At 45.1% G+C, this 22,825-nt stretch carries 17 protein-coding genes, 1 tRNA gene and 2 rRNA genes; 11 read left to right on the plus strand and 9 right to left on the minus strand.

From position 1 onward, the window contains the following. The 3 genes from VIB_RS02200 to VIB_RS02210 all read left to right on the plus strand — a co-directional run. Window positions 1–187 (plus strand): 23S ribosomal RNA (locus tag VIB_RS02200); the annotation flags it as partial. Window positions 188–274: 87 nt separating this feature from the next. Further along, window positions 275–390, plus strand: a 5S ribosomal RNA gene (gene rrf, locus VIB_RS02205). A gap of 68 nt (window positions 391–458) precedes the next feature. Next, window positions 459–549: transfer RNA gene (locus VIB_RS02210), tRNA-Ser, on the plus strand. A gap of 126 nt (window positions 550–675) precedes the next feature. On the opposite strand, the gene add is transcribed toward VIB_RS02210, so the two are convergent. The 5 genes from add to glnA all read right to left on the minus strand — a co-directional run bounded on the left by add (window position 676) and on the right by glnA (window position 6,708). Continuing rightward, window positions 676–1,680 carry an adenosine deaminase gene (gene add, locus VIB_RS02215; protein WP_004394359.1) on the minus strand — a complete coding sequence of 335 codons (1,005 nt, stop codon included), beginning with the start codon at window positions 1,678–1,680 and terminating at the stop codon, window positions 676–678. Window positions 1,681–1,806: 126 nt separating this feature from the next. Further along, on the minus strand, window positions 1,807–3,213 hold the full coding sequence (gene glnG / locus VIB_RS02220; protein ID WP_004394360.1) for a nitrogen regulation protein NR(I): 1,407 nt from the start codon (window positions 3,211–3,213) through the stop codon (window positions 1,807–1,809). A gap of 38 nt (window positions 3,214–3,251) precedes the next feature. Next, the gene (gene glnL, locus VIB_RS02225; protein ID WP_004394361.1) at window positions 3,252–4,298 is read right to left on the minus strand and encodes a nitrogen regulation protein NR(II); all 1,047 of its coding nucleotides are present in this window, start codon (window positions 4,296–4,298) and stop codon (window positions 3,252–3,254) included. Window positions 4,299–4,534: 236 nt separating this feature from the next. Continuing rightward, window positions 4,535–5,080 (minus strand): DUF4124 domain-containing protein, encoded by a 546-nt coding sequence (locus tag VIB_RS02230; RefSeq protein ID WP_040903877.1) that lies wholly within the window; start codon window positions 5,078–5,080, stop codon window positions 4,535–4,537. Window positions 5,081–5,298: 218 nt separating this feature from the next. Further along, on the minus strand, window positions 5,299–6,708 hold the full coding sequence (glnA, locus tag VIB_RS02235; protein WP_004394365.1) for a glutamate--ammonia ligase: 1,410 nt from the start codon (window positions 6,706–6,708) through the stop codon (window positions 5,299–5,301). A 503-nt stretch (window positions 6,709–7,211) separates the two neighbouring features. Between glnA and typA the strand changes: the two genes are divergently transcribed. From typA to VIB_RS02255, 4 genes are all read left to right on the plus strand, one after another. Beyond that, window positions 7,212–9,035 (plus strand): translational GTPase TypA, encoded by a 1,824-nt coding sequence (gene typA / locus VIB_RS02240; RefSeq protein WP_004394366.1) that lies wholly within the window; start codon window positions 7,212–7,214, stop codon window positions 9,033–9,035. A gap of 237 nt (window positions 9,036–9,272) precedes the next feature. Further along, a complete protein-coding gene (locus tag VIB_RS02245; protein ID WP_372436273.1) occupies window positions 9,273–10,184 on the plus strand; it encodes a virulence factor BrkB family protein in 912 nt (303 codons plus the stop codon). Continuing rightward, on the plus strand, window positions 10,156–10,590 hold the full coding sequence (dtd, locus tag VIB_RS02250) for a D-aminoacyl-tRNA deacylase (protein ID WP_004394368.1): 435 nt from the start codon (window positions 10,156–10,158) through the stop codon (window positions 10,588–10,590). The genes VIB_RS02245 and dtd overlap by 29 nt, the downstream gene beginning before the upstream one ends. A gap of 33 nt (window positions 10,591–10,623) precedes the next feature. After that, window positions 10,624–11,550 (plus strand): bifunctional GNAT family N-acetyltransferase/hotdog fold thioesterase, encoded by a 927-nt coding sequence (locus VIB_RS02255; protein ID WP_004394369.1) that lies wholly within the window; start codon window positions 10,624–10,626, stop codon window positions 11,548–11,550. 47 nt (window positions 11,551–11,597) lie between these two features. On the opposite strand, the gene VIB_RS02260 is transcribed toward VIB_RS02255, so the two are convergent. The 4 genes from VIB_RS02260 to hslR all read right to left on the minus strand — a co-directional run bounded on the left by VIB_RS02260 (window position 11,598) and on the right by hslR (window position 16,878). Further along, on the minus strand, window positions 11,598–13,505 hold the full coding sequence (locus VIB_RS02260; RefSeq protein ID WP_004394370.1) for an AsmA family protein: 1,908 nt from the start codon (window positions 13,503–13,505) through the stop codon (window positions 11,598–11,600). Between the two features lie 108 nt (window positions 13,506–13,613). After that, window positions 13,614–15,242, minus strand: coding sequence for a phosphoenolpyruvate carboxykinase (ATP) (gene pckA, locus VIB_RS02265; RefSeq protein ID WP_040903878.1), 1,629 nt, complete (start codon window positions 15,240–15,242; stop codon window positions 13,614–13,616). A gap of 339 nt (window positions 15,243–15,581) precedes the next feature. Continuing rightward, window positions 15,582–16,472, minus strand: a complete 891-nt coding sequence (gene hslO / locus VIB_RS02270) for an Hsp33 family molecular chaperone HslO (protein ID WP_004394373.1) — start codon at window positions 16,470–16,472, stop codon at window positions 15,582–15,584. Between the two features lie 19 nt (window positions 16,473–16,491). Beyond that, on the minus strand, window positions 16,492–16,878 hold the full coding sequence (hslR, locus tag VIB_RS02275; protein WP_040903881.1) for a ribosome-associated heat shock protein Hsp15: 387 nt from the start codon (window positions 16,876–16,878) through the stop codon (window positions 16,492–16,494). 264 nt (window positions 16,879–17,142) lie between these two features. On the opposite strand from hslR, the gene gspC reads away from it, so the two are divergent. The 4 genes from gspC to gspF are packed head-to-tail and all read left to right on the plus strand — an operon-like array spanning window position 17,143 to window position 22,822. After that, entirely contained in the window at window positions 17,143–18,027 is an 885-nt protein-coding gene (gspC, locus tag VIB_RS02280) for a type II secretion system protein GspC (protein WP_004394376.1), read from the plus strand. Window positions 18,028–18,062: 35 nt separating this feature from the next. Next, complete coding sequence (gene gspD / locus VIB_RS02285; RefSeq protein ID WP_040903884.1) at window positions 18,063–20,090, plus strand: type II secretion system secretin GspD; 2,028 nt, start codon at window positions 18,063–18,065, stop codon at window positions 20,088–20,090. Further along, the gene (gene gspE / locus VIB_RS02290) at window positions 20,090–21,601 is read left to right on the plus strand and encodes a type II secretion system ATPase GspE (protein WP_004394378.1); all 1,512 of its coding nucleotides are present in this window, start codon (window positions 20,090–20,092) and stop codon (window positions 21,599–21,601) included. The genes gspD and gspE overlap by 1 nt, the downstream gene beginning before the upstream one ends. Continuing rightward, window positions 21,602–22,822 carry a type II secretion system inner membrane protein GspF gene (gspF, locus tag VIB_RS02295; RefSeq protein WP_004394379.1) on the plus strand — a complete coding sequence of 407 codons (1,221 nt, stop codon included), beginning with the start codon at window positions 21,602–21,604 and terminating at the stop codon, window positions 22,820–22,822. It begins immediately after the preceding gene. The last annotated feature ends 3 nt before the right edge of the window (window positions 22,823–22,825 follow it).

A 22,825-nucleotide genomic window follows, 5' to 3' on the forward strand; every position in this document is an offset into this window, starting at 1 on the left:
GGTAGCTAAGTTCGGAATTGATAAGCGCTGAAAGCATCTAAGCGCGAAGCGAGCCCTGAGATGAGTTCTCCCTGGCACTATAAGTGTCCTAAAGGGTTGTTCGAGACTAGAACGTTGATAGGCAGGGTGTGTAAGCGCTGTGAGGCGTTGAGCTAACCTGTACTAATTGCCCGTGAGGCTTAACCATACAACACCCAAGGGGTTTTGGTGGACTCAAAGAAGTGCATTGAATGTGTGAGAACAAAAAAACAGCTTTCCGAATTAACCAAATTTGCTTGGCGACCATAGCGTTTTGGACCCACCTGATCCCATGCCGAACTCAGAAGTGAAACGAAACAGCGTCGATGGTAGTGTGGGGTCTCCCCATGTGAGAGTAGAACATCGCCAGGCTTTAATTTTGCCGCTTAATAAGCGGCCGGCCATGAGTAAATATTATTTACTTGTGGATTAAAAATTGTGGAGAGATGGCTGAGTGGTTGAAAGCACCGGTCTTGAAAACCGGCGATGGTTAATAGCTATCCTAGGGTTCAAATCCCTATCTCTCCGCCACTATTTAAAAAGCCGCTAATTTATTAGCGGCTTTTTTGCGTTACGCACCTGATTAAATCTCAATAAAAAAGATCGAATGTTTCGATCTTTTTTATTTTTTATATTATTGGCCTTTTTTATATTGGCCTAGTGGCGTGCGGCGACTTTGTTTATTAACGTCTGTTTTTCACTTTCAGATAAGAAGGCAAGTGTTACACCATTCTTCTGTGCCTGATAAATCTGTTCGTTACTAAGGCCCGCTTTAGGCGCCGCGACCAGATATTCGTGAGGAAGTTCTATACCTTCTACAGCAGGGTCATCTGTGTTAAGGCAAGCCAAGATACCGTGATTTAAAAAGAGTTTAATTGGGTGTTTCTCTAAGCTTTCAACCGTACTGGTTTGAATATTAGATGTTAGACAAGATTCAATACCAATATGATGTTTTGCCAGATAATCCATCAGCTTGGGATCGTTAATCGCTTTGACGCCATGGCCAATACGTGTAGCCCCTAATTCTTTAATCGCCTGCCACATACTTTCAGGACCAGCGGCTTCTCCAGCGTGTACTGTGACATGTAACCCTGCATCTTTAACTTGTTTAAAATGTTGGACAAAGCGCTCTCCAGGTTGTCCTAATTCATCACCAGCAAGATCGACTGCGACAATATGATCTTTTTGGCTAAGAATCGCCTCTAATTCTTTCTGGCATGCATCGGTTCCGAAAGTTCGGCTCATAATACCAATCAGATTAGCTTGAATCCCGAAGTCGCGAACCCCAGCTTGTACACCATCCACGACGGCTTCAACGACACCAGCAATAGGGAGATTATGTTTCATGGCCATGTAGTAAGGTGAAAATCGTAATTCGGTATAATCAATCTGAGCACGTAAAGCATCTTCTACATTCTCATAGGCGACTCTACGGCATGCCTCTAAATCACCTAGTACCGCAACTCCCCAGTCCAATTTAGATAGGAAAGCGACTAACGAAGGCTCTGCTTCAACGATTTGTACATAAGGTGTTAAGCCTTCTACCGTATTGGCAGGCAGTGCGACATTAAACTTACGACCTAGGTCGAGAATGGTTTGAGTGCGTATGTTGCCATCTAAATGGCGATGTAAATCGGTAAGAGGGAAGTTTTTGGTTATCATGGCATTTTTCCAAGTCATATTGTCAATCAAGTATAAAAACCAAACGCATGTCTGTCAGTAAGACGAGCTTGGGAATCTGCACAATTCATCTTTATTTTGTTATTGTTTACTGAAAGTGTTGATAGCTTACGAGTAAAGCTCTTTTAATTTACGCGTTAAGGTGTTGCGTCCCCAGCCTAATACTTTAGCTGCCTCTTGTTTATGGCCGTGAGTATGATCGAGCGCTACCTCTAATAGGATACGTTCAAATTCTGGTTGAGCATGGGTTAAAAGATCGGTTTCACCAGCCGCTAATGCAGATCTTGCCCAGACCTCAAGCTGAGCTTGCCAATGTATATCCGTTGTTGTTTCTACTGCTTTACGTTGTTGGAGTAGCTCTGGCGGAAAGTCGCTTGGCAAAACTTCACTGCCGCTGGCCATTACTGTTAGCCATCGGCACATATTTTCTAGTTGCCTTACATTACCTGGCCAATCCAAGCGATTAAGAATTTCAACACTCTTAGGATGCAATGTTTTCATTTCTACACTGAGCTCTTTTGCTGCTAATGCTAAAAAATGTTTAGTCAGTTTTTCAATATCTTGTCGCCGCTCACGTAAAGCCGGAATGTGAATTCGGATCACATTAAGGCGATGAAATAAGTCTTCACGAAATTTTCCTTGTTGAACTAATTTTTCTAAGTGTTGATGGGTTGCAGCCACAATGCGAACATCAACTTTTAAAGCTAGGTGCCCACCAACGCGATAAAATTGTCCGTCAGAAAGGACTCGCAATAATCGTGTTTGTATATCAAGTGGCATATCACCAATTTCGTCAAGGAAGAGAGTTCCCCCGTTGGCCTGTTCAAAGCGCCCTTGACGAACACTATTTGCTCCAGTGAAAGCCCCTTTTTCGTGTCCAAACAGTTCGGATTCAATTAAGTCCTTCGGAATGGCAGCCATATTAAGGGCGATAAATGGTTTTTGTGCTCTAGGACTATGACGATGTAAAGCATGAGCGACCAATTCTTTACCTGTTCCTGACTCTCCATTAATCAGTACCGAGATGGAGGAACGGGAAAGTCGGCCAATCGCTCGAAACACCTCTTGCATCGCCGGTGCTTCGCCAATAATTTCAGGTGATCTATAGGTTGAGATTGTGTGCTGTACTTGAGTCGTGCGCTGCTCTTGTCCGTGTGCCATCGCTCGTTCGACTAAGGTAACGGCTTCATCGACGTCAAAAGGTTTGGCGAGATATTCAAAAGCGCCTTTCTGATACGCATTCACGGCTGCATCTAAATCAGAATGAGCCGTCATAATAATGATCGGTAATTCAGGCGTACGAGAATGGACTTGGTTAAGTAGCTCAATACCATCCATGCCAGGCATTCGAATATCAGAGATCAGTGCATCTGGTGTTTCTCTTTCTAACGCCATTAGGACACTTTCTGCATCAGAAAAAGTTTCACATTTTATATTGGCTGCGGCTAAGGTTTTTTCGAGAACCCAGCGGATTGAGCTATCATCATCAACCACCCAGACGTATCCTTTGCTCATGTTTGTTCTCCTTTTTATTCGACCGGATCCTGGTCAGGTTAAATGGGTAAATAAATGGTAAATGCGGTACGCCCTGGCCAGCTTTCAACGTCAATTTTTCCATTGTGTTGATCAATGAGGTTTTGTGAGATGGACAGTCCTAGTCCTGTTCCTCCTTCTCGGCCACTCACCATGGGATAAAATAAGGTATCTTGTAGTTCAAGAGGGATGCCAGGACCATTGTCGATGATTTCAATTTTAGCGGCCAATTTATGACGATGACCGTGAATATTGGCTTGATGCACGGTTCTGGTACGCAGCGTAATCATTCCATAAGGTTGGTGAGCGAGAATTTGCGCAGCGTTACTAACAATATTTAATAGTGCTTGTTCAATTTGATCGGTATCCATCAATAGCTCAGGTAGACTCGGATCATAATCTCTTTCAATGGTGATTGAGTGGGTTGTTTCCAATTCAATCAATTGCCTTACTTTTTCTAGAATAACATGTAAATTCTCATGCGTTTTTTTTCCAGGTTTTTGGGGGCCAAGCAGCCTGTCGACTAGCGTTCTTAAACGATCGGCTTGTTCAATAATGATTTGCGTATATTCAGTTAGTTCACGATTAGGAAGCATTCTCTCGAGTAGTTGTGCTGCGCCGCGTAATCCTCCTAACGGATTTTTAATTTCATGGGCCAAACTACGCACCAATAACTTCGCTGCTTGTTGCTGAGCATGTTGGTTGAGTTCTTGTGTTAAACGTCGCTGTTGACCAATCTTCCTCATTTCAACCAATAGCATGAGCTCTTTTTGCCATGAAAAAGGGCTTACCGTGACTTCTAGCATCAGTGGTTTGCCATCCACTACAAACGTGACGTCACTGTCGGTAATACTTTGGCCGCTTTGTAGTGGTTGAGTTAATAAAGCGAGATCAAGCGAGGCATGTTGTACGAGTGCAGACAGTGATTGATGAAGAATGCGTTTAGCACTTTGCGAGAAGAGTTGCTCCGCCGCTGGATTAGCATAACGAACAGATAAGTTCTCATCGAGTAGTAACGTCGCGGTGACGAGATTATTTAATATCGCTTCACTTCGGTCTAGATTCACAGCGGCATCCTATTACCCATTGATACATTGCACCAGTTTGGTGCGGTCGACAGTTCAGTATGGCGCAACGGAATAAAAAGCAAAAGCTTAAATAAGAGCGGGAGTCTTCATTTCTCATGGCTGCCAGTTATCGCGGCATTGGATCACTGGGTGTTGTCACCCTTTTGCATTGATAAAGCATGAGATATCAGCTTGCTATGGTTTGTTCACTCAGTATGAGATCATACGATGACCGATTAATGCCGCGCAGCTCGATGTAAATAAACCGTTACTGAATTAGTTGATGCAATAACCTTGCCGTTTTCAATTGCTTGAATCATCAAACGATGTTCACCTCGATCGATATTTTTTAACTCCCAATAATTTTGCGTATTAGGCGCGCCATAGGCTTGGTTATTAAGCATCAGTTGTAGGTGCTGATGGGTTGTCAAAGGGCGACTTAACTCAACGACAACTTTAATACGTCCTTGGTTATCACGAATCGTTTGTTGATCAAGTGGCGAGATTATCTGTAGTGCTAAGGCTGGCAACAGGGAGCTGCTAGGTTGAGAGGTTTTACTTGGTAGGGTTTCATCGATTGGTATTGCTTCACTAAATTGAGGATCGGGAGCAGGATGATCGTCGACTGATAAGGTAATTAATTGAGCATGTGGGCTCTGAGCAAAATCACTAAAATGAACTATCCCTTGTTCATCTTCCCAAACGTACACCGTTTGTGCATGACTGGTGATTGGCAACAGCACGCTGTAGATAAGTAAACACACGATGACTATCGGATTCATTTTTTACCTCATATTTTACGGCTTCTTTGCTCAGAAATGGTGCAATGGGGCTAGTGAGCACCGAGTTAGGTGTTAGGTTTGACGGTTATGCTCCTGTTTGGTTAGGCGATGATGATGTTAAAGTGAATGGAAAGAAAGCCAAATAAACAAAAGGCCCGCCTGCGAGGCGAGCCTAGAATTACGTTGCAAAATAAGCTGAGATTTACATTAGGTGCTGATTACACCGAATAATAAAGTTCAAACTCAAGTGGATGAACGGCCATGTTAACACGCTCAACATCTTTTGATTTCAGAGCAATATAAGAGTTAATGAAATCATCAGAGAACACGCCACCTACGGTCAGGAACTCACGATCTTCGTCAAGTGCTTTTAGCGCGACTTCTAAAGATTCGGCGACTTTTGGAATTTCAGCGGCTTCTTCTGCTGGTAAGTCGTATAAATCTTTATCCATGGCTTCACCGGGATGGATTTTATTTTTGATACCATCAAGGCCTGCCATTAGCAGTGCAGCGAACGCAAGGTATGGGTTGGCTGCTGGGTCTGGGAAGCGAGCTTCAATACGACGCGCTTTCGGGCTTGGCACGACAGGGATGCGGATCGATGCAGAACGATTGCGCGCTGAATAAGCGAGCATGACTGGTGCTTCAAACCCTGGAACAAGACGTTTGTACGAGTTAGTTGATGGGTTAGCGAAAGCGTTAATTGCACGTGCGTGTTTGATAATACCGCCAATGTAATACAGGGCAAGATCAGAGAGACCGCCGTATTTGTCACCCGCAAATAAATTGACGCCATCTTTTGCTAGTGATTGGTGTACGTGCATGCCTGACCCATTATCACCAACGAGAGGTTTAGGCATAAAGGTCGCGGTTTTGCCAAACGCATGAGCAACGTTGTGTACAACGTATTTGTAAATTTGGATCTCATCTGCTTTTGTGGTCAACGTATTAAAGCGAGTCGCGATTTCGTTTTGACCTGCGGTGGCCACTTCATGGTGATGTGCTTCAACGACTAAGCCCATTTCTTCCATGATCAAGCACATCGCAGAGCGGATGTTTTGTGATGAATCGACCGGAGCAACAGGGAAGTAACCGCCTTTTACGCCAGGACGGTGACCTTTGTTACCACCTTCAATTTCTGCACCCGTATTCCAAGCCGCTTCGACATCATCAATCTTGAATGACGCGCCAGACATGCTGTTGGTATATTTTACGTCATCAAAGAGGAAAAATTCTGGCTCTGGGCCGACAAGAACGGTATCAGCGATACCGGTTGAACGCATATAATCTTCGGCACGCTTAGCAATAGAGCGTGGGTCACGGTCGTAGCCTTGCATCGTGGCTGGTTCAAGAATGTCACAACGAATATTGAGAGTGACATCATCGGTAAATGGGTCAAGCACGGCACTGGATGCATCAGGCATCATCACCATGTCAGATTCATTGATTCCTTTCCAGCCAGCAACTGATGAACCATCGAACATCTTACCTTCTTCGAAGAAGTCTGCGTCGATTTGGTGAGCAGGAATAGAGATATGTTGCTCTTTACCTTTTGTATCGGTAAAGCGTAAGTCAACAAACTTAACTTCGTTTTCTTGGATCAGCGATAGTACGTTTTCTACTGACATCTTGGATAACCTCCAGTGTTAAATAAAGCGGTTTGGGCTCGAATCAAAATGAAATCAGCACAGATTAATGGTTTTTCATCAAGCTTAATCCGTACTGTATTTACCTAAGCGATAATCGTGCCAGTTTTTATTGTCCATAAAATCAATTGTTTATGTTTTGATGGGTGAGTTTGGTGCGTATCGTTGCACCAAAAAGGTCACACGTTGCACTTTTGTGGTGCAATGCGGTAGCGTTGCTCACTACGGCTAACAAAACTTGTTCATTCAGCCGATTATTCATGGCTTTGTCAATCTTCATTTCTGTGTGGGAATCGGGTTTGAATTAAGCGGGAACGACGACTAGGATGTAATGGGACAATATTGAGCGTGATAGATCACATTTTTCTAGGTTTTTCGCCAAAATCTGGTACATTATTGACCATTTTTTTAACGAAAATTTTGGCTACGTTTGTGCACTCCCGTAGAAACGAGCTATCTGTGTAAAATAAGTGAAGCAAAACTCCATGGCTACTCCACAAATTGAAAAACTAAGAAACATCGCGATCATCGCGCACGTTGACCACGGCAAAACGACCTTGGTGGATAAACTACTCCAGCAGTCGGGTACCTTAGAGTCTCGCGGTGACGCTGAAGAGCGAGTCATGGACTCGAACGATATTGAAAAAGAACGTGGTATTACGATTCTTGCCAAAAATACCGCGATCAATTGGCACGATTACCGCATTAACATCGTAGACACCCCTGGACACGCTGACTTCGGTGGTGAAGTTGAGCGTATTATGTCGATGGTTGATTGTGTTTGCTTGATTGTCGATGCTGTTGATGGTCCTATGCCACAAACACGATTTGTGACTCAAAAAGCTTTTGCTCATGGCTTAAAGCCGATTGTCGTTATCAATAAAATTGACCGTCCAGGTGCTCGCCCTGACTGGGTAATGGATCAAGTGTTTGACTTGTTTGATAATCTAGGTGCAAGTGATGAACAGTTGGATTTCCAAGTGGTTTATGCTTCAGCACTGAATGGTTGGGCGACCTTAGAAGAAGGTGTTATTGGTGAAAACATGGAACCATTGTTCCAAGCCATCGTCGATAATGTGGAGCCTCCACAAGTGGATCTTTCTGGTCCATTACAGATGCAAATTTCACAACTTGATTATAGCTCGTACGTTGGCGTTATCGGTGTAGGCCGTGTGACTCGTGGTAGCGTAAAGGCTAACCAACAAGTAACGGTTATTTCTGCTGATGGTAAAAAACGCAACGGTAAAGTCGGTACTGTACTCGGATACCTTGGTTTACAACGTACGGAAACCGAACTGGCCACTGCTGGTGATATCGTCGCGGTTACTGGATTGGGTGAGCTGAAGATATCGGATACGATTTGTGATGTTAATGCCGTTGAAGCGTTACCACCATTGAGCGTTGATGAGCCTACTGTGACCATGACTTTCCAAGTAAATACTTCTCCTTTTGCTGGTAAAGAAGGTAAGTTCGTTACTTCACGTAATATTCTTGAACGTCTTGAGAAAGAGTTAGTGCATAACGTGGCACTTCGTGTAGAGCAAACCGAAGATCCCGATAAATTCCGTGTTTCTGGTCGTGGGGAATTACACCTCTCTATCTTGATCGAAAACATGCGTCGCGAAGGCTTTGAATTAGCGGTTTCACGTCCAGAAGTTATTCTTAAAGAAGAAAATGGCCAGTTAATGGAACCGTTCGAGACCGTGACTATCGACGTGATGGAAGAGCATCAAGGCGGGATCATGGAGAAAATTGGTCTGCGCAAAGGCGAGATGAAAGATATGTCGCCAGATGGTAAAGGCCGAGTTCGTTTAGACTTTGTGATGCCTTCTCGTGGACTGATTGGTTTCCAAACAGAGTTTATGACACTAACGTCAGGTTCAGGTTTGCTTTATCATACGTTTGATCATTATGGACCTCACAAAGGTGGTGATATTGGTCAGCGAGTGAATGGCGTACTGATTTCTAATGCGACGGGTAAGGCATTAACTTACGCATTGTTTAACTTGCAAGAGCGTGGTCGCTTGTTTACTGAGCATGCTGACGAAGTCTACGAAGGTCAAGTGATCGGCATTCATAATCGTTCTAACGATCTAACCGTAAACTGTCTAAAAGGTAAGCAGCTGACCAACGTACGTGCTTCTGGTACGGACGAAGCTCAGGTGCTAACCCCTGCGATTAAATTTACTCTTGAGCAGGCACTTGAGTTCATTGATGATGATGAATTGGTTGAAGTGACGCCAAAGAGCATTCGTATTCGTAAGAAACACCTAACCGAAAACGAGCGTAAACGTGCTTCTCGTGGCTAATTAATGGTCATGATGGCAGTGAAAACCCTTATCCTGTAAAGGCTAAGGGTTTTTTTATATCGCGAGTTGGCTTGGTGTGAGAGTGATGTCTAATCAAGGGGAAATGAAGCGTTGGATGATGCGTTTAAGGATATCCTGACATAAGATGTTGTGCTGGTGGAGAGGCAATAGCGTCAATTTTTCAGTACACTAGCATATTGGACAGCACAACGTAGGAGTGAGATTTTGGCCCTAGAGATGTTATTTAAGCAAAGCGTGCGGTTTGTTCGTTATTTATTCAACCGAATGAATCATGACCGAATCAATATTAATGCCGGCTATTTAGCTTATATTACTTTATTGTCCCTTGTGCCGATGTTAACGGTGCTGTTATCCATTCTTTCCTCGTTTGCCATTTTTGATAATGTAGGGGAAATTATCCAAGAGTTTGTGATCACTCACTTTGTTCCTGCGGCCGGCGATGCGGTTAGTAACGCTTTACTGCAGTTTGTTGCTAATACGGGAAAAATGACCGCCGTTGGTGGGGCCTTCTTATTTATTGCCGCGTTAATGCTGATCTCAAATATCGATAAGAATATGAATTTTATTTGGCGAGTACGCAATAAGCGGCGGGTCGTCTTTTCATTTTCTATGTATTGGATGATTTTGACCTTAGGGCCGATTCTTGTCGGCACGAGCATTGCGGTGACCTCCTATGTAACGTCTTTGAAATTGGTGGAAAGTGAAGCGTTTAGCGGTGTTTTTCGATTGTTTTTAAGCCGATTGCCTTTTTTATTGTCCTTTTTTGCTTTTGTGGGTTTGTATGTTTTGGTTCCCAATAAAAAAGTTCGCCTCGTTCACGCTCTATCCGGAGCATTTGTTGCCGCTTTGTTGTTTGAGTTAAGCAAAAAAGCCTTTGCCGCTTATATTACCCAATTTCCGTCTTATCAATTGATTTATGGCGCACTCGCAGCGATACCGATTTTATTCGTCTGGGTATATTTATGTTGGTTGATTGTACTGATTGGTGCTGAGTTTACTGCCGCGTTAGGTGAAAGTGAGCAATGGAAGCGCGAGCCTAACGTGGTAGACTCAACCACTCGATTAGATAAATTAGCAGAGAAACCACAAGGAGATCCAAGTGATCGCTTTAATTCAACGGGTGAGTGAAGCTGCGGTTCGCGTCGATGGTGACGTCGTCGGACAAATTGAGCGCGGTTTATTGGTGTTACTGGGAGTCGAGCGTGATGATGATGAGGCTAAGGCGAAGCGTTTGGTCGAGCGGGTCACGCAGTATCGCGTTTTTGAAGATGAAGCCGGTAAAATGAACCTGAGCGTGCAAGATGTTGGTGGTAGTGTTTTGGTCGTTTCACAGTTTACGCTGCCTGCTGATACCAAAAAAGGCACCCGAGCTGGTTTCTCACGTGGGGCTGCACCACAAGAAGCGGAACGCCTGTACGATTATTTTTCAGATCTATGTGCGACCATTTTACCGACGCAGCGAGGACGTTTTGCGAAGGATATGCAAGTCTCACTTATTAACGATGGTCCAGTGACTTTTTGGTTACAGGCTTAATCTGAGCGAAATAGCGCTTTAGGAAGGGAATCAATGTTTAAGCTTATCACTCCCAAGACGGAAAACCAGCTCAACAAGTATTACCATTTTCGTTGGCAGATGCTACGTGAGCCGTGGCGAATGCCCTTAGGTTCGGAGCGTGATGAATACGATCCCATGAGTCATCATCGAATGATTGTCGATGGACGAGGACGACCGATTGCGATTGGTCGGGTCTATATCACTCCTGACAGTGAAGGGCAAATTCGCTACATGGCGGTGAAGTCTAGTGCGCGTAACAAAGGGATGGGATCCTTGTTGTTAGTGGCACTTGAGTCTTTAGCTCGTCAGGAAGGAGCGAAGCGTTTAGTGTGTAATGCTCGCGAAGATGCGATTGCTTTTTATGCACAAAATGGCTTTGAGCGACGAGGGCCCTTAACGGATGAGCGAGGCCCGGTGCGTCATCAGCAAATGGTTAAACCGCTAGACCCGATGGCCGATGTATTGCGTAAACCAGAGTGGTGTACAGAGTTACAAGAACGCTGGGCGACGCATATTCCGATCAGTGACAAGATGGGTATTAAAGTCCAACAGTATACCGGGTATCAGTTTCAATGCAGTGCGCAGCTTAACCCTAATTTAAATCCTCACAATACGTTATTCGCTGGTTCGGCGTTCACTTTGGCCACTCTGACGGGGTGGGGAATGGCTTGGTTATTAATGCGTGAGCGTAATCTGCAAGGGGACATTGTGTTGGTTGATAGCCGCATTCGTTATCGGCATCCAGTGGTGCATAATCCCGTTGCATCGACCTCATTAGATGGGATCAGCGGTGATCTTGATCGCCTGGCTTCAGGGAGAAAAGCACGTATTGTGGTCAAAGTGGATATCAGTAGTGGTACTAAAGATGCGGTAGAATTTATTGGTACCTATATGCTCATCCCCGATTATTTGACGATCATTGATAACGCTCGAGCTTAATCGTTCCTCGCTTAAGCATGGTGATCTATCCATATCAGTGAGATCAGTTATCTTGCCGATGGATTCTCCGTTGATCGGCATGGCGCGTTAACTTGTGTCGCCTGTTGATCTCGTAATAGATCGAAGTGATGCTCAGTGCAATCTTGCCACAGATGCAGTTCTAGTATTGCTTGATCGGGGGTTAATAAATCCATCTTTCCGTCAAGTTTGGCATTCAGTTTAGGGCCAGATAGAGTGATTGGTGGGAGTTGTAGTCGTCCTCGGTCAGCCGTTAGCTGAATGGCATCTGATTCAAAAGGTTGAACCACCAGCGTATCATGATGTTGATAAGTAAAGGTTCCTTGACGTAAGTAGCCATTAAGTTGCCCAGTTAAGGAGTGGCTGAACATCGGGTAATCACCAGCTAGCCCTTGTGCGGTAACAGTAAACTCAGCTAAAGCATCGACGTTTAATGGCAGTGGAACCCAATGGTTAAAAAGCTGCAGTGGTAGGCCATCGGCATGCAATTGGAGTTGCCAAGGCGCACTGGCTGTTGTGGCATCCCAACTTGCTGTCGCATCAAGATACCCTTGTTCGAGAGGGAAAAAAGCTCGAGTGATATGCCCAAGGCCATTGTGGCTACTGACCTCGACAATCGCTTGTGAGGTTAGTGTTTGTTCAATACTGGCATTATTAGCACTTAAAGTCAGTTCCCCGTTCCATAATCCCCATCGTCCATGACGCTTCAATTCCAGCCCTTGCCCAGCAGCGTTGAATCCAGAGAGTTGCCAATGGGGGGAGTCAGCTAACTGAATCAGTTGTAAGTTATTTAAGTTCAACTGTTCAATGTGTAAGTTTTTTAAGGCAGAGAGGGCATGACTGGGTAATGAAAACTGACCAATTTGCTCTTGAATCCAGCGACTTCGGCTGATGGCCAGTCGATGTAGATAGAGCTCATCTGGGGTAACAAAGCCATTAAATTGAACATGCCCATCAAGCCAGTCGGCAGTAAATTCAGTGATTGTGATTTTTTGGGGAGTCAATTCCAGTTTAAACGTGGGTTCGTTCCATTGCTGATTTTGCCAGAGCAGACTATCGGCATTAAGGGAGAGATAGCCATTTTCTTGCTGCCACCAAGATGGGGTAAGTAATAGATTCTCGAGAGAAAAACTCACGTTATTCAAGGTAACGTCACCTTGCTGAATATCGCTATTAAGAACATCTAAGCTATTAATATGAAATAGATGCTTTTCAATAAGTTGTCGCCAAGCCAGCGGAGGTAATGGTGAGTTTGGGGTGATATTTAAGCGATTGATGGTGGCATTCACTAATGACCAACCTTGTGGATACTGTTCCGCTTGGCCAGAAAAAAGCGCCTGTCGCCAAGCAAAGGAAAAGCCGTAAATGGTGCTCTGTTGCGCTCGATGATCGGCATCAATCAATAATTGACTTAACGCTTCACCTTGCCAATAAACCTGTTCCGCAGATAACTGCAGTTTACCGTAAGGTAATGAGTTAGTCGTTGCTGGCCATTGCGGTTGCTCTATTTGACCACTTAGGCCGCGGATGATCCAATCATGATGCACATAATCAATATTGCGCACCGCTAACTGATGCAGTGCCCACTGCTTAGGCCATTGATAACTCGGTAGTCCAGAAGAGAGATTTGCTCCATCGATTAATAGGCTATCAATTTGCCACTGCCCCTGTTTTCGTAAACCGGGGTTGAGCCAAATATCTACTTGTTGGGCGTGAAAAGGGTTGGATGAGAGATAAAGCGTTGGATTGATGAAACGAAAGTGCAGTGGATAAGTATACTCGAGTTGATGGAAAGTGAGGGTTTGTGGCCATCGCTGATTAACGAACCATTGTGCGCAAGGGGTCAGGTAGCGGGTATGCAGTAGGGCGAAAAGCAATAATACACCACTGGTCATGACAAGAAGACTTGCGATACACAGAGTCAGCAGTTTTTTCATCATTCTCTCATACTGTCATTATGCGAATGCATAGCTTGGCGTATCTTGCGTAACGGTTCAAGCCAAAAATAGCCCCTCATTGCGAGGGGCTAGTCTAGTTAGAATCGCTTAATCAAGCTGTGGGCCAGCGCTCACTAACGCTTTGCCTTCCGCGTTGTCTGTATACTTAGCAAAGTTGTTGATAAAGCGAGCAGCAAGATCTTTTGCTTTGCTTTCCCACTGTAATGGATCGACGTAAGTGTCACGAGGATCTAAAATAGCAGGATCAACCCCAGGTAAAGCGGTCGGGATTTCTAGATTAAAGATAGGAATCGATTTGGTTTGTGCCTGTTCAATCGAACCATCCAAAATTGCATCAATGATTGCACGAGTATCTTTAATTGAGATGCGTTTACCTGAACCGTTCCAACCAGTATTGACCAGATAGGCTTCTGCGCCAGCTTGTTCCATGCGTTTAACGAGTACTTCGGCGTACTGAGTTGGGTGCAAGGTCAGGAATGCCGCACCAAAACACGCCGAGAAAGTTGGTGTTGGTTCGGTTATGCCACGTTCGGTACCCGCTAGTTTAGCGGTAAACCCAGATAGGAAGTGATACTTCGTCTGCTCAGGGGTCAGTTTCGATACTGGAGGCAGTACGCCAAAAGCATCGGCGGAAAGGAAGATCACTTTATTCGCATGACCACCTTTAGAGACCGGCTTAACAATATTTTCGATATGGTAAATGGGGTAAGAGACACGGGTGTTCTCAGTTTTAGAACCGTCATCAAAATCGATGGAGCCATCACCACGTACAGTGACGTTTTCTAGTAATGCATCACGACGAATCGCATTATAAATGTCGGGTTCGGCTTCTTTGGACAATTTAATGGTTTTAGCGTAGCAGCCACCTTCAAAGTTAAACACGCCGTCATCATCCCAGCCATGTTCATCATCACCGATCAAAGCACGTTTCGGATCGGTAGAGAGCGTGGTTTTGCCAGTGCCGGATAGACCGAAGAAAATCGCCACATCGCCGTCTTTACCCATATTGGCTGAGCAGTGCATTGAAGCGATACCTTGTAATGGAAGGAAGTAGTTCATCATCGCGAACATACCTTTCTTCATCTCGCCGCCGTACCAAGTGCCGCCGATCAGCTGCATTTTCTCGGTGAGATTAAATACGGTAAAGTTTTCTGAATTTAATCCCTGTTGTTGCCATTTATCATTGGTGCATTTCGCGCCGTTCATCACCACAAAGTCAGCTTTGAAGGTCGCTAACTCTTCTTCACTTGGGCGAATAAACATATTTTTCACGAAGTGAGCTTGCCAAGCAACTTCAGTAATCACGCGAATATTCAGACGAGTATCTGGGTTAGCACCACAATAGCCGTCAATAACGAATAGACGTTTGCCTGATAGCTGTTTAGTAACAAGAGATTTTAGGTCATTCCAAACCGCTTGATTGATAGGTTTGTTATCATTTTTGGCGTGATCTGAAGTCCACCATAAGGTATCGCGGGTAGTATCGTCATTGACAATGAATTTATCTTTTGGTGATCGGCCAGTGAAAATACCCGTATCAACAGCGACCGCTCCTAGTTCTGTTACGATGCCTTTTTCATAGCCAGTCAAATCTGAGCGAGTTTCTTCCGCAAACAACAGCTCGTAACTGGGGTTACGGATCACTTCTGTCGCGTTGGTAATTCCATATTGGGTAAGATCTAATTGTGCAGCCTTGGTATGTTCCATAACGGTCAGTTAGGTGCTCCTTATAAGGATTTTGTAGGGATTTTATGTAACTTTTTGTAATTGTTATCTGTTTACCATGCTAACAACGGGGTACCGAAAAAACAGGGAGCTAGGTCAAATATTACCCATGCCTTTTCGAAGATTATAAGCAACCCGTCACAGATACTGGCATTACCTATTCTATCGTGTACGCAAACCTTTGCGCTAGCGTAAATGATTAATATTCAAAAGAAAATAAGTATGCTGTACGGTATGGTTTATGCTTGATTTATTGACGGTTTGTGCACAAAAAAGCCAGCAAAATGCTGGCTGTAAGGTGATTTTATCGTGCTTGTTGAGCGATGAAAATTAATGCACCGTTGGATTGTTGGGAGCGCTTTGAGCAAAGAGTTCACTGACTTGGGCGCTGTCAAAAGAGTAAGTCGTTCCACAATAATCACAGTGCAAGGAGACTTGACCCTCTTCGGCGAGAATACTGTTTACTTCTTCTTGGGCGATAGTGATGATCGCGGCGGCGCTGCGTTCTCGAGAGCAGCCACAAACAAACTCAACGACTTGTGGTGTAAAGAGTTGCACCTTTTCTTGGTTATAAAGACGATAGAGAAGATCCGTCGCTTCTAGACCAAATAACTCACTATCTTTAACAGTGTTCGTCAACTGTTCTAGATGCTCAAAGTCCTCTTCAGAACCCGTACCATCAGGCATCACTTGTAACAACATGCCTGCGGCATGAGGTTTGCCATCGTGTTCACCGGTGCGGATCCATAAGCGTGTTTTTAATTGCTCAGAGCGCAAGAAATAACCTTCGAGCACTTGTGCTAGGTTATCTCCTTCAAGCCCGACGACACCTTGGTAACGCTCACCTTTTTTAGGTTCAATGGTAATGACTAAATAACCGTTACCGACCAATTGATGCAGAGTAGCATCCGCGGCAATTTGCCCATCCCAGCGAGCGACACCGCGCATCTTTTGTTGATTATCGCCATTGATCACGACCAACGAAACGGGACCATCGCCTTGCAATTGCATGGTGATTGACCCTTCAAACTTTAACGTCGCCGTCAGTAAGCTGGTGGCGACCAATAGCTCACCGAGTAAGTGTTGAATTGGTACGGGGTAATCTTTACTGGTGATAATTCGTTGGTAAACATCATTGAGTTGTACCAATTCACCACGCACCGATAAGTCTTCAAACAGATAGCGATGTAATAGATTGTTGGGGGTTACTTGTGTTGTCATAGTGAATGATCCGACTAATTTATTGATGTTTGAATTTGATAAGATCACGGCGCTGTTTCTTATCTGGACGCCGTTCTGGACTTGGGTTATGGGCATTGAGCTTACGAAGCAACGCTTGGCGTTCTCGTTTGACGATACTCTCTGAAGTTTCGCTATACAAAGCCTGTGCTTCGGCTGCGCCGCGCCGTTGCTGAGCAATCTGTTCAATGACAACGGTTTTTTCTTCATTACCTTGACGTAAGGTAATCATCGCACCGACTTCAACCGCTTTACTGGGTTTACTCCGCTGACCATTATAGTGAACTTTGCCCCCTTCAACCATCTCTCGGGCTAATGCGCGTGTTTTATAAAATCGAGCGGCCCAAAGCCATTTATCTAAGCGAACTGCTTGTTCTGGGGAACTCATGATTATTGGTGGCCTCTAAGGTAGTCACGCTGTCTGCGGTTTCGCGCTACGCCTTTGGTGTTTATCTTGTAAAGATAGCACAGCTTTCGGAGTGGATTTATCAACAAACTATGGAGACAAGCTCCCAGATTTTCAAGCGAAGCGGTAAATAATCATCATAAAATAACGTCGTCAGTCGCACCGATTATCGAGCTGATGTATATTAACTGACTCAATAACTAGTGAACGCTTTGGATGATGAATCAGCAAGGATTGAAATAATCAATGGAATTTAATCAACAGACTTTTAGCGAGCGCATGGCGCAGGTTCTTCGTTGGCAGAATCCGTTGAGTCTCATTCTCACTTTAACTTGCCTTGTCTTCTCTGCTTGGATCATTGGCCAACTGGTGTGGTTGTTGCCAAAACAAGAGAGTTCGATCGTACCATGGGTGGCGAAACCAATCAGTAGCCAAGTGGCGACGGCGAGAACGGATATTGGTCCGTTGCAAAATAGTCATCTATTTGGCGTTTATAATCCCCAAGCGGCTCCTGTTGTCGTGGCTCCCGTTCAAGTCGATGCGCCGCCCACGCGTCTTAATTTAACCTTAGTTGGTGTCGTTGCCAGTAATGAGCTGGAGCGCAGTTTGGCGGTTATTGCTAACCGAGGCCAGCAAGCCACTTACGGATTGAATGAACAAATAGAAGGAACCCGCGTGACGTTAAAGGCGGTATTGGCTGACCGAGTTATTATTGATAATGCTGGTCGGGATGAAACGCTAATGCTAGAAGGACTCGATTATGGTAAGCCGAGCACCAACAATGTGGCTCAGCGCACAGCGCCTGCCGCACAAGCGGTAGTAGAAGACAAGCTGGCTGCTATTCGTTCGGCGATCAGTCAAAATCCCCGTGAGGTGTTTCAGTACGTGAGCTTGTCGCAAGTCAAACAAGATGATCAAATCGTCGGTTATCGCGTTAGTGCTGGGCGAGATCCTGCGCTTTTTGAAGCCGTTGGTTTACAAAATGGGGACATCGCTGTGCAGCTGAATGGACTCGATTTAACCGACCCGAGTGCAATGACGCAAGTGTTTGAGTCCATTTCTGATCTGACTGAGCTGAATCTGACAGTAGAGCGAGATGGACAACAGCATGATATTTATATTCAGTTTTAACAGCCAATTGGCGGTAATCATTAAGGGAGTATTGTGTGAAGCATTGGCTTAAGAAAAGTAGCTGGCTTTTGGTGGCAAGCCTAATTGCAGCGCCATTAGCACAGGCGAATCAAACCTTCAGTGTCAGTTTCAAAGGCACCGATATTCAAGAGTTTATTACTATCGTTGGACGAAATCTTGAAAAAACCATCATCGTCGATCCTTCGGTACGCGGAAAAATTGATGTACGCAGCTACGACACTCTCAATGAAGAGCAGTACTACAGCTTCTTTTTGAATGTCCTTGAAGTGTATGGATTTGCCGTGGTGGAGATGGATAACGGTGTACTGAAGGTGATTCGCTCTAAAGATGCTAAAACCTCGGCTATTCCGGTGCTGGGCAATGATGATCGCGCTTTTGGTGACAGTGTCGTCACTCAAGTGGTGACCGTGAAGAATGTTTCCGTTCGTGAGCTATCTCCGCTATTGCGTCAGTTGATTGATAACGCTGGCGCGGGCAACGTAGTGCACTATGATCCGGCGAATATCATTTTGATTACGGGCCATGCTGCGGTGGTCAATCGCTTAGCCAATATTATTCATCGCGTTGATCAGGCTGGCGATACTGACATTGAAGTGGTCGAGCTGCGCAATGCTTCTGCTTCCGAAATGGTGCGGATCGTCGAAGCGCTGAGCCGTGCTAACAATACTCAAAATGCACCTGAGTTTTTACAACCTAAATTTGTGGCCGATGATCGTACCAATTCGATTTTGATTTCGGGTGATCCGAAAGTGCGTGAGCGGATTAAACGTTTGATTAATCAGTTAGATGTTGAAATGGCTACGCGAGGTAATAACCGCGTGGTCTATCTGAAATACGCTAAAGCCGCTGATTTAGTCACCGTGTTAAAAGATGTGTCTGAAAACCTCCAGGCCGAGAAACAAGGCGGTCAGCGTAGTGCAAGTTCATCACGTAGCAGCGTGATGATTTCCGCGCATACCGATACCAACTCGCTGGTGATCACTGCGCCGCAAGATATCATGAACTCTTTGTTGGACGTGATTTCTCAACTGGATATTCGCCGCGCTCAAGTGCTGATCGAAGCTTTGATTGTTGAAATGGCTGAAGGTGATGGGATTAATCTCGGCGTACAATGGGGCTCATTAAAAGATGGCGCGGTAATTCAATACGGCAATAGTGGTGCGCAAGTGGGCCAGGTTATGGTTGGATTAGAGCAAGCGAAAGATACTACTGAATCGAGAGCGGTTTATGATCGAGATGGTAATTTTTTAAGAAATGAGACAACCACAAAAAAAGGTGACTACTCAACACTTGCTTCGGCTTTATCAGGAGTCAATGGTGCCGCGCTTGGAGTAATGATGGGTGACTGGACGGCGCTGATCAGCGCGGTATCGAGCACCTCCAGCACCAATATCTTATCATCACCGAGCATTACGGTAATGGATAACGGTGAAGCCTCGTTTATTGTTGGTGAAGAAGTGCCAGTATTAACCGGTTCAACCGCTGGTTCGAATAACGATAATCCATTCCAAACCGTAGAGCGCAAAGAAGTCGGCATCAAACTGAAAGTTGTGCCACAAATTAACGAAGGTGATTCCGTTCAGCTCTCGATTGAACAAGAAGTTTCCAACGTGCTTGGTGCTCAGGGCGCGGTCGATGTGCGTTTTGCTAAGCGTCAGTTGAATACCACGGTGATGGTGCAAGATGGACAAATGCTGGTGCTTGGCGGGTTGATTGATGAGCGTACCGCAGAGAGCGAATCTAAGGTGCCGATTCTTGGTGACATTCCATTGTTAGGTTATCTATTCCGCTCAACCAATACCACGGTAGAAAAGAAAAACCTGATGGTGTTTATTAAGCCAACCATCATTCGTGATGGTATGACTGCAGACGGTATCACTCAGCGCAAGTACAACTACATTCGTGCCGAGCAGCTATTTAAAGCCGATCAGGGGCTCAAGTTAATGGATAATAACAATATTCCTGTATTACCGAAATATGGTGAATCTCGTCGTCATCCTGCTGAATTGCAAGCTTTTCTTGATCAAATGGATAATAAATAATGAGTGTGGATGTGATTGATACGCAGGGGTTGCAGCGGATTCGTCGCTTACCGTTCAGTTTTGCTCAGCGCCATAAGTTAGTTTTAGAGTGGGATGAAGCGCAACACCATGCCACGGTGTATTGCGTTGCGCCATTGTCGATTCCTGCTCTGGTTGAAATTAAACGCGTAATCAAACAGCCGTTTGCGTTGAGTGAGATCAGTGCTGAAGCATTTGAAGCCAAAATCACCCAAGTCTACCAACGAGATTCATCTGAAGCGCGTCAGTTAATGGAAGACATTGGTGCCGATAGCGATGATTTCTTTTCTCTTGCTGAAGAGTTGCCGCAAAGTGAAGATTTATTAGAGTCCGAAGATGATGCGCCGATCATTAAATTGATCAATGCCATGTTAGGTGAGGCGATCAAAGAAGGCGCATCGGATATTCATATTGAAACCTTTGAGAAAGTGTTATCGATCCGTTTTCGTGTCGATGGTGTCCTGCGTGAGGTGCTATCACCGAGCCGTAAATTATCGCCCCTGCTTATTTCACGGGTAAAGGTGATGGCTAAACTCGATATTGCCGAGAAACGCGTTCCTCAAGATGGGCGGATTTCTCTGCGTATCGGCGGGCGGGCAGTCGACGTGCGTGTTTCTACTATGCCTTCTTCTCATGGTGAGCGAGTCGTGATGCGTTTGTTGGATAAAAATGCCACTCGGTTAGATTTATACAGTTTAGGCATGACCAAAGCGAATCACGATAATTTCCGTCAGTTAATTGCTCGGCCACACGGTATTTTATTGGTCACTGGACCGACGGGGTCGGGGAAATCGACTACGTTATATGCCGGACTGCAAGAACTGAATAGCAGTGAGCGGAATATCCTCACGGTAGAAGACCCGATAGAGTTTGATATTGACGGTATTGGCCAGACGCAAGTTAACCCCAAAGTCGATATGACTTTTGCTCGTGGTCTGCGGGCGATTTTACGTCAAGATCCGGATGTGGTGATGGTCGGAGAAATTCGTGATTTGGAAACGGCGCAAATAGCGGTGCAAGCTTCTTTGACCGGTCACTTAGTGATGTCGACGTTGCATACCAATACCGCAATTGGTGCGATTACTCGTTTACGTGACATGGGTATCGAACCTTTTTTAATTTCCTCTTCGTTGTTGGGCGTGCTGGCACAGCGTTTGGTACGTACTTTATGCCCAGATTGTAAGCAGCCATACGAGGCGGATAAAGAGCAGCGTAAGCTGTTTTCGGTCAGTAAAAAAGAGCCATTAACCCTTTATCGCGCCGCAGGTTGTGAGAAATGTAATTTTAAGGGGTACCGTGGGCGAACGGGGATTCATGAACTGATGTTAGTGGATGATAAGGTTCAAGCGCTGATCCATCGCGAAGCGGGGGAGCAAGCGATAGAACAAGCGATTCGTGAACAAACGCCAAGCATTCGCGATGATGGTTTGGATAAAGTCCGCCAAGGGATCACTTCTCTTGAAGAGGTGTTGCGCGTGACCAAGGAGTCGTAAATGGCAGCGTTTGAATATCGAGCATTAGATGCCAAAGGCCGGCAAAAAAAAGGCATTCTCGAAGGTGATAATGCTCGTCAAGTCCGTCAACGCTTAAAAGAGCAAGGTTTGCTGCCAATTGAAGTGGTGGAGACGCAAGCCAAAGCAGCTAAAGCTCAGCAAAGCAGTTGGGTCAAACCTCGCGGCATTAGTACACCCGATCTGGCTTTGTTGACTCGTCAGCTTTCGACGTTGGTTCAGTCAGGGATGCCGTTAGAAGAGTGCTTACGCGCCGTGTCTGAACAATCGGAAAAACCTCGGATCCGTAATATGCTGGCTGCAGTGCGGGCTAAAGTCACCGAAGGCTATACGTTAGCCGATAGCTTGGCCGACTACCCACATATCTTTGATGATCTGTTTCGTTCAATGGTCGCTGCGGGTGAAAAATCTGGGCATTTGGATGCGATTTTAGAGCGATTAGCGGATTACGCTGAAAACCGACAAAAAATGCGTTCTAAGTTGATGCAAGCCTTGTTGTATCCGATTGTCTTAGTAGTGTTTGCTGTTGGAATCGTGGCTTTTCTACTTGCTGCGGTGGTGCCGAAAATTGTCGGTCAATTTGTACAGATGGGACAGGCGCTGCCTGCATCGACCCAATTTTTGCTCTCTTCAAGTGATTTTGTTCAGCAGTGGGGATTAACCTTACTCGCCAGTGTGTTAGTGAGTATTTACTTTATCAAATGGTTACTGCGTAAACCTAACGTTCGTTTGTACTGGCATAAAAAGCTGCTATTTATGCCAATGATTGGCAAAATTGCCAAAGGACTGAACACGTCGCGTTTTGCGCGCACGCTATCGATTTGTACTTCCAGTGCGATTCCGATCCTCGATGGCATGCGAGTGGCGGTTGATGTGATGACCAATCAATACGTTAAGCAGCAAGTCTTACTGGCGGCCGATAACGTACGTGAAGGCTCTAGCTTGCGTAAAGCCTTATCTCAAACCAAGTTGTTCCCGCCCATGATGTTGCACATGATTGCCAGTGGTGAACAAAGTGGTGAATTAGAGAGTATGTTGACCCGTGCTGCCGATAATCAGGATGCCAACTTTGAATCGACGGTGAATATAGCACTGGGGATTTTTACCCCTGCGTTAATCGCGTTAATGGCTGGATTGGTACTGTTTATTGTCATGGCAACCTTGATGCCGATTTTAGAAATGAATAATTTAATGAGCCGTTAATCG

Origin of the sequence: Vibrio metschnikovii CIP 69.14 (assembly GCF_000176155.1) — a bacterium.
Classification (GTDB): Bacteria; Pseudomonadota; Gammaproteobacteria; order Enterobacterales; family Vibrionaceae; genus Vibrio; species Vibrio metschnikovii.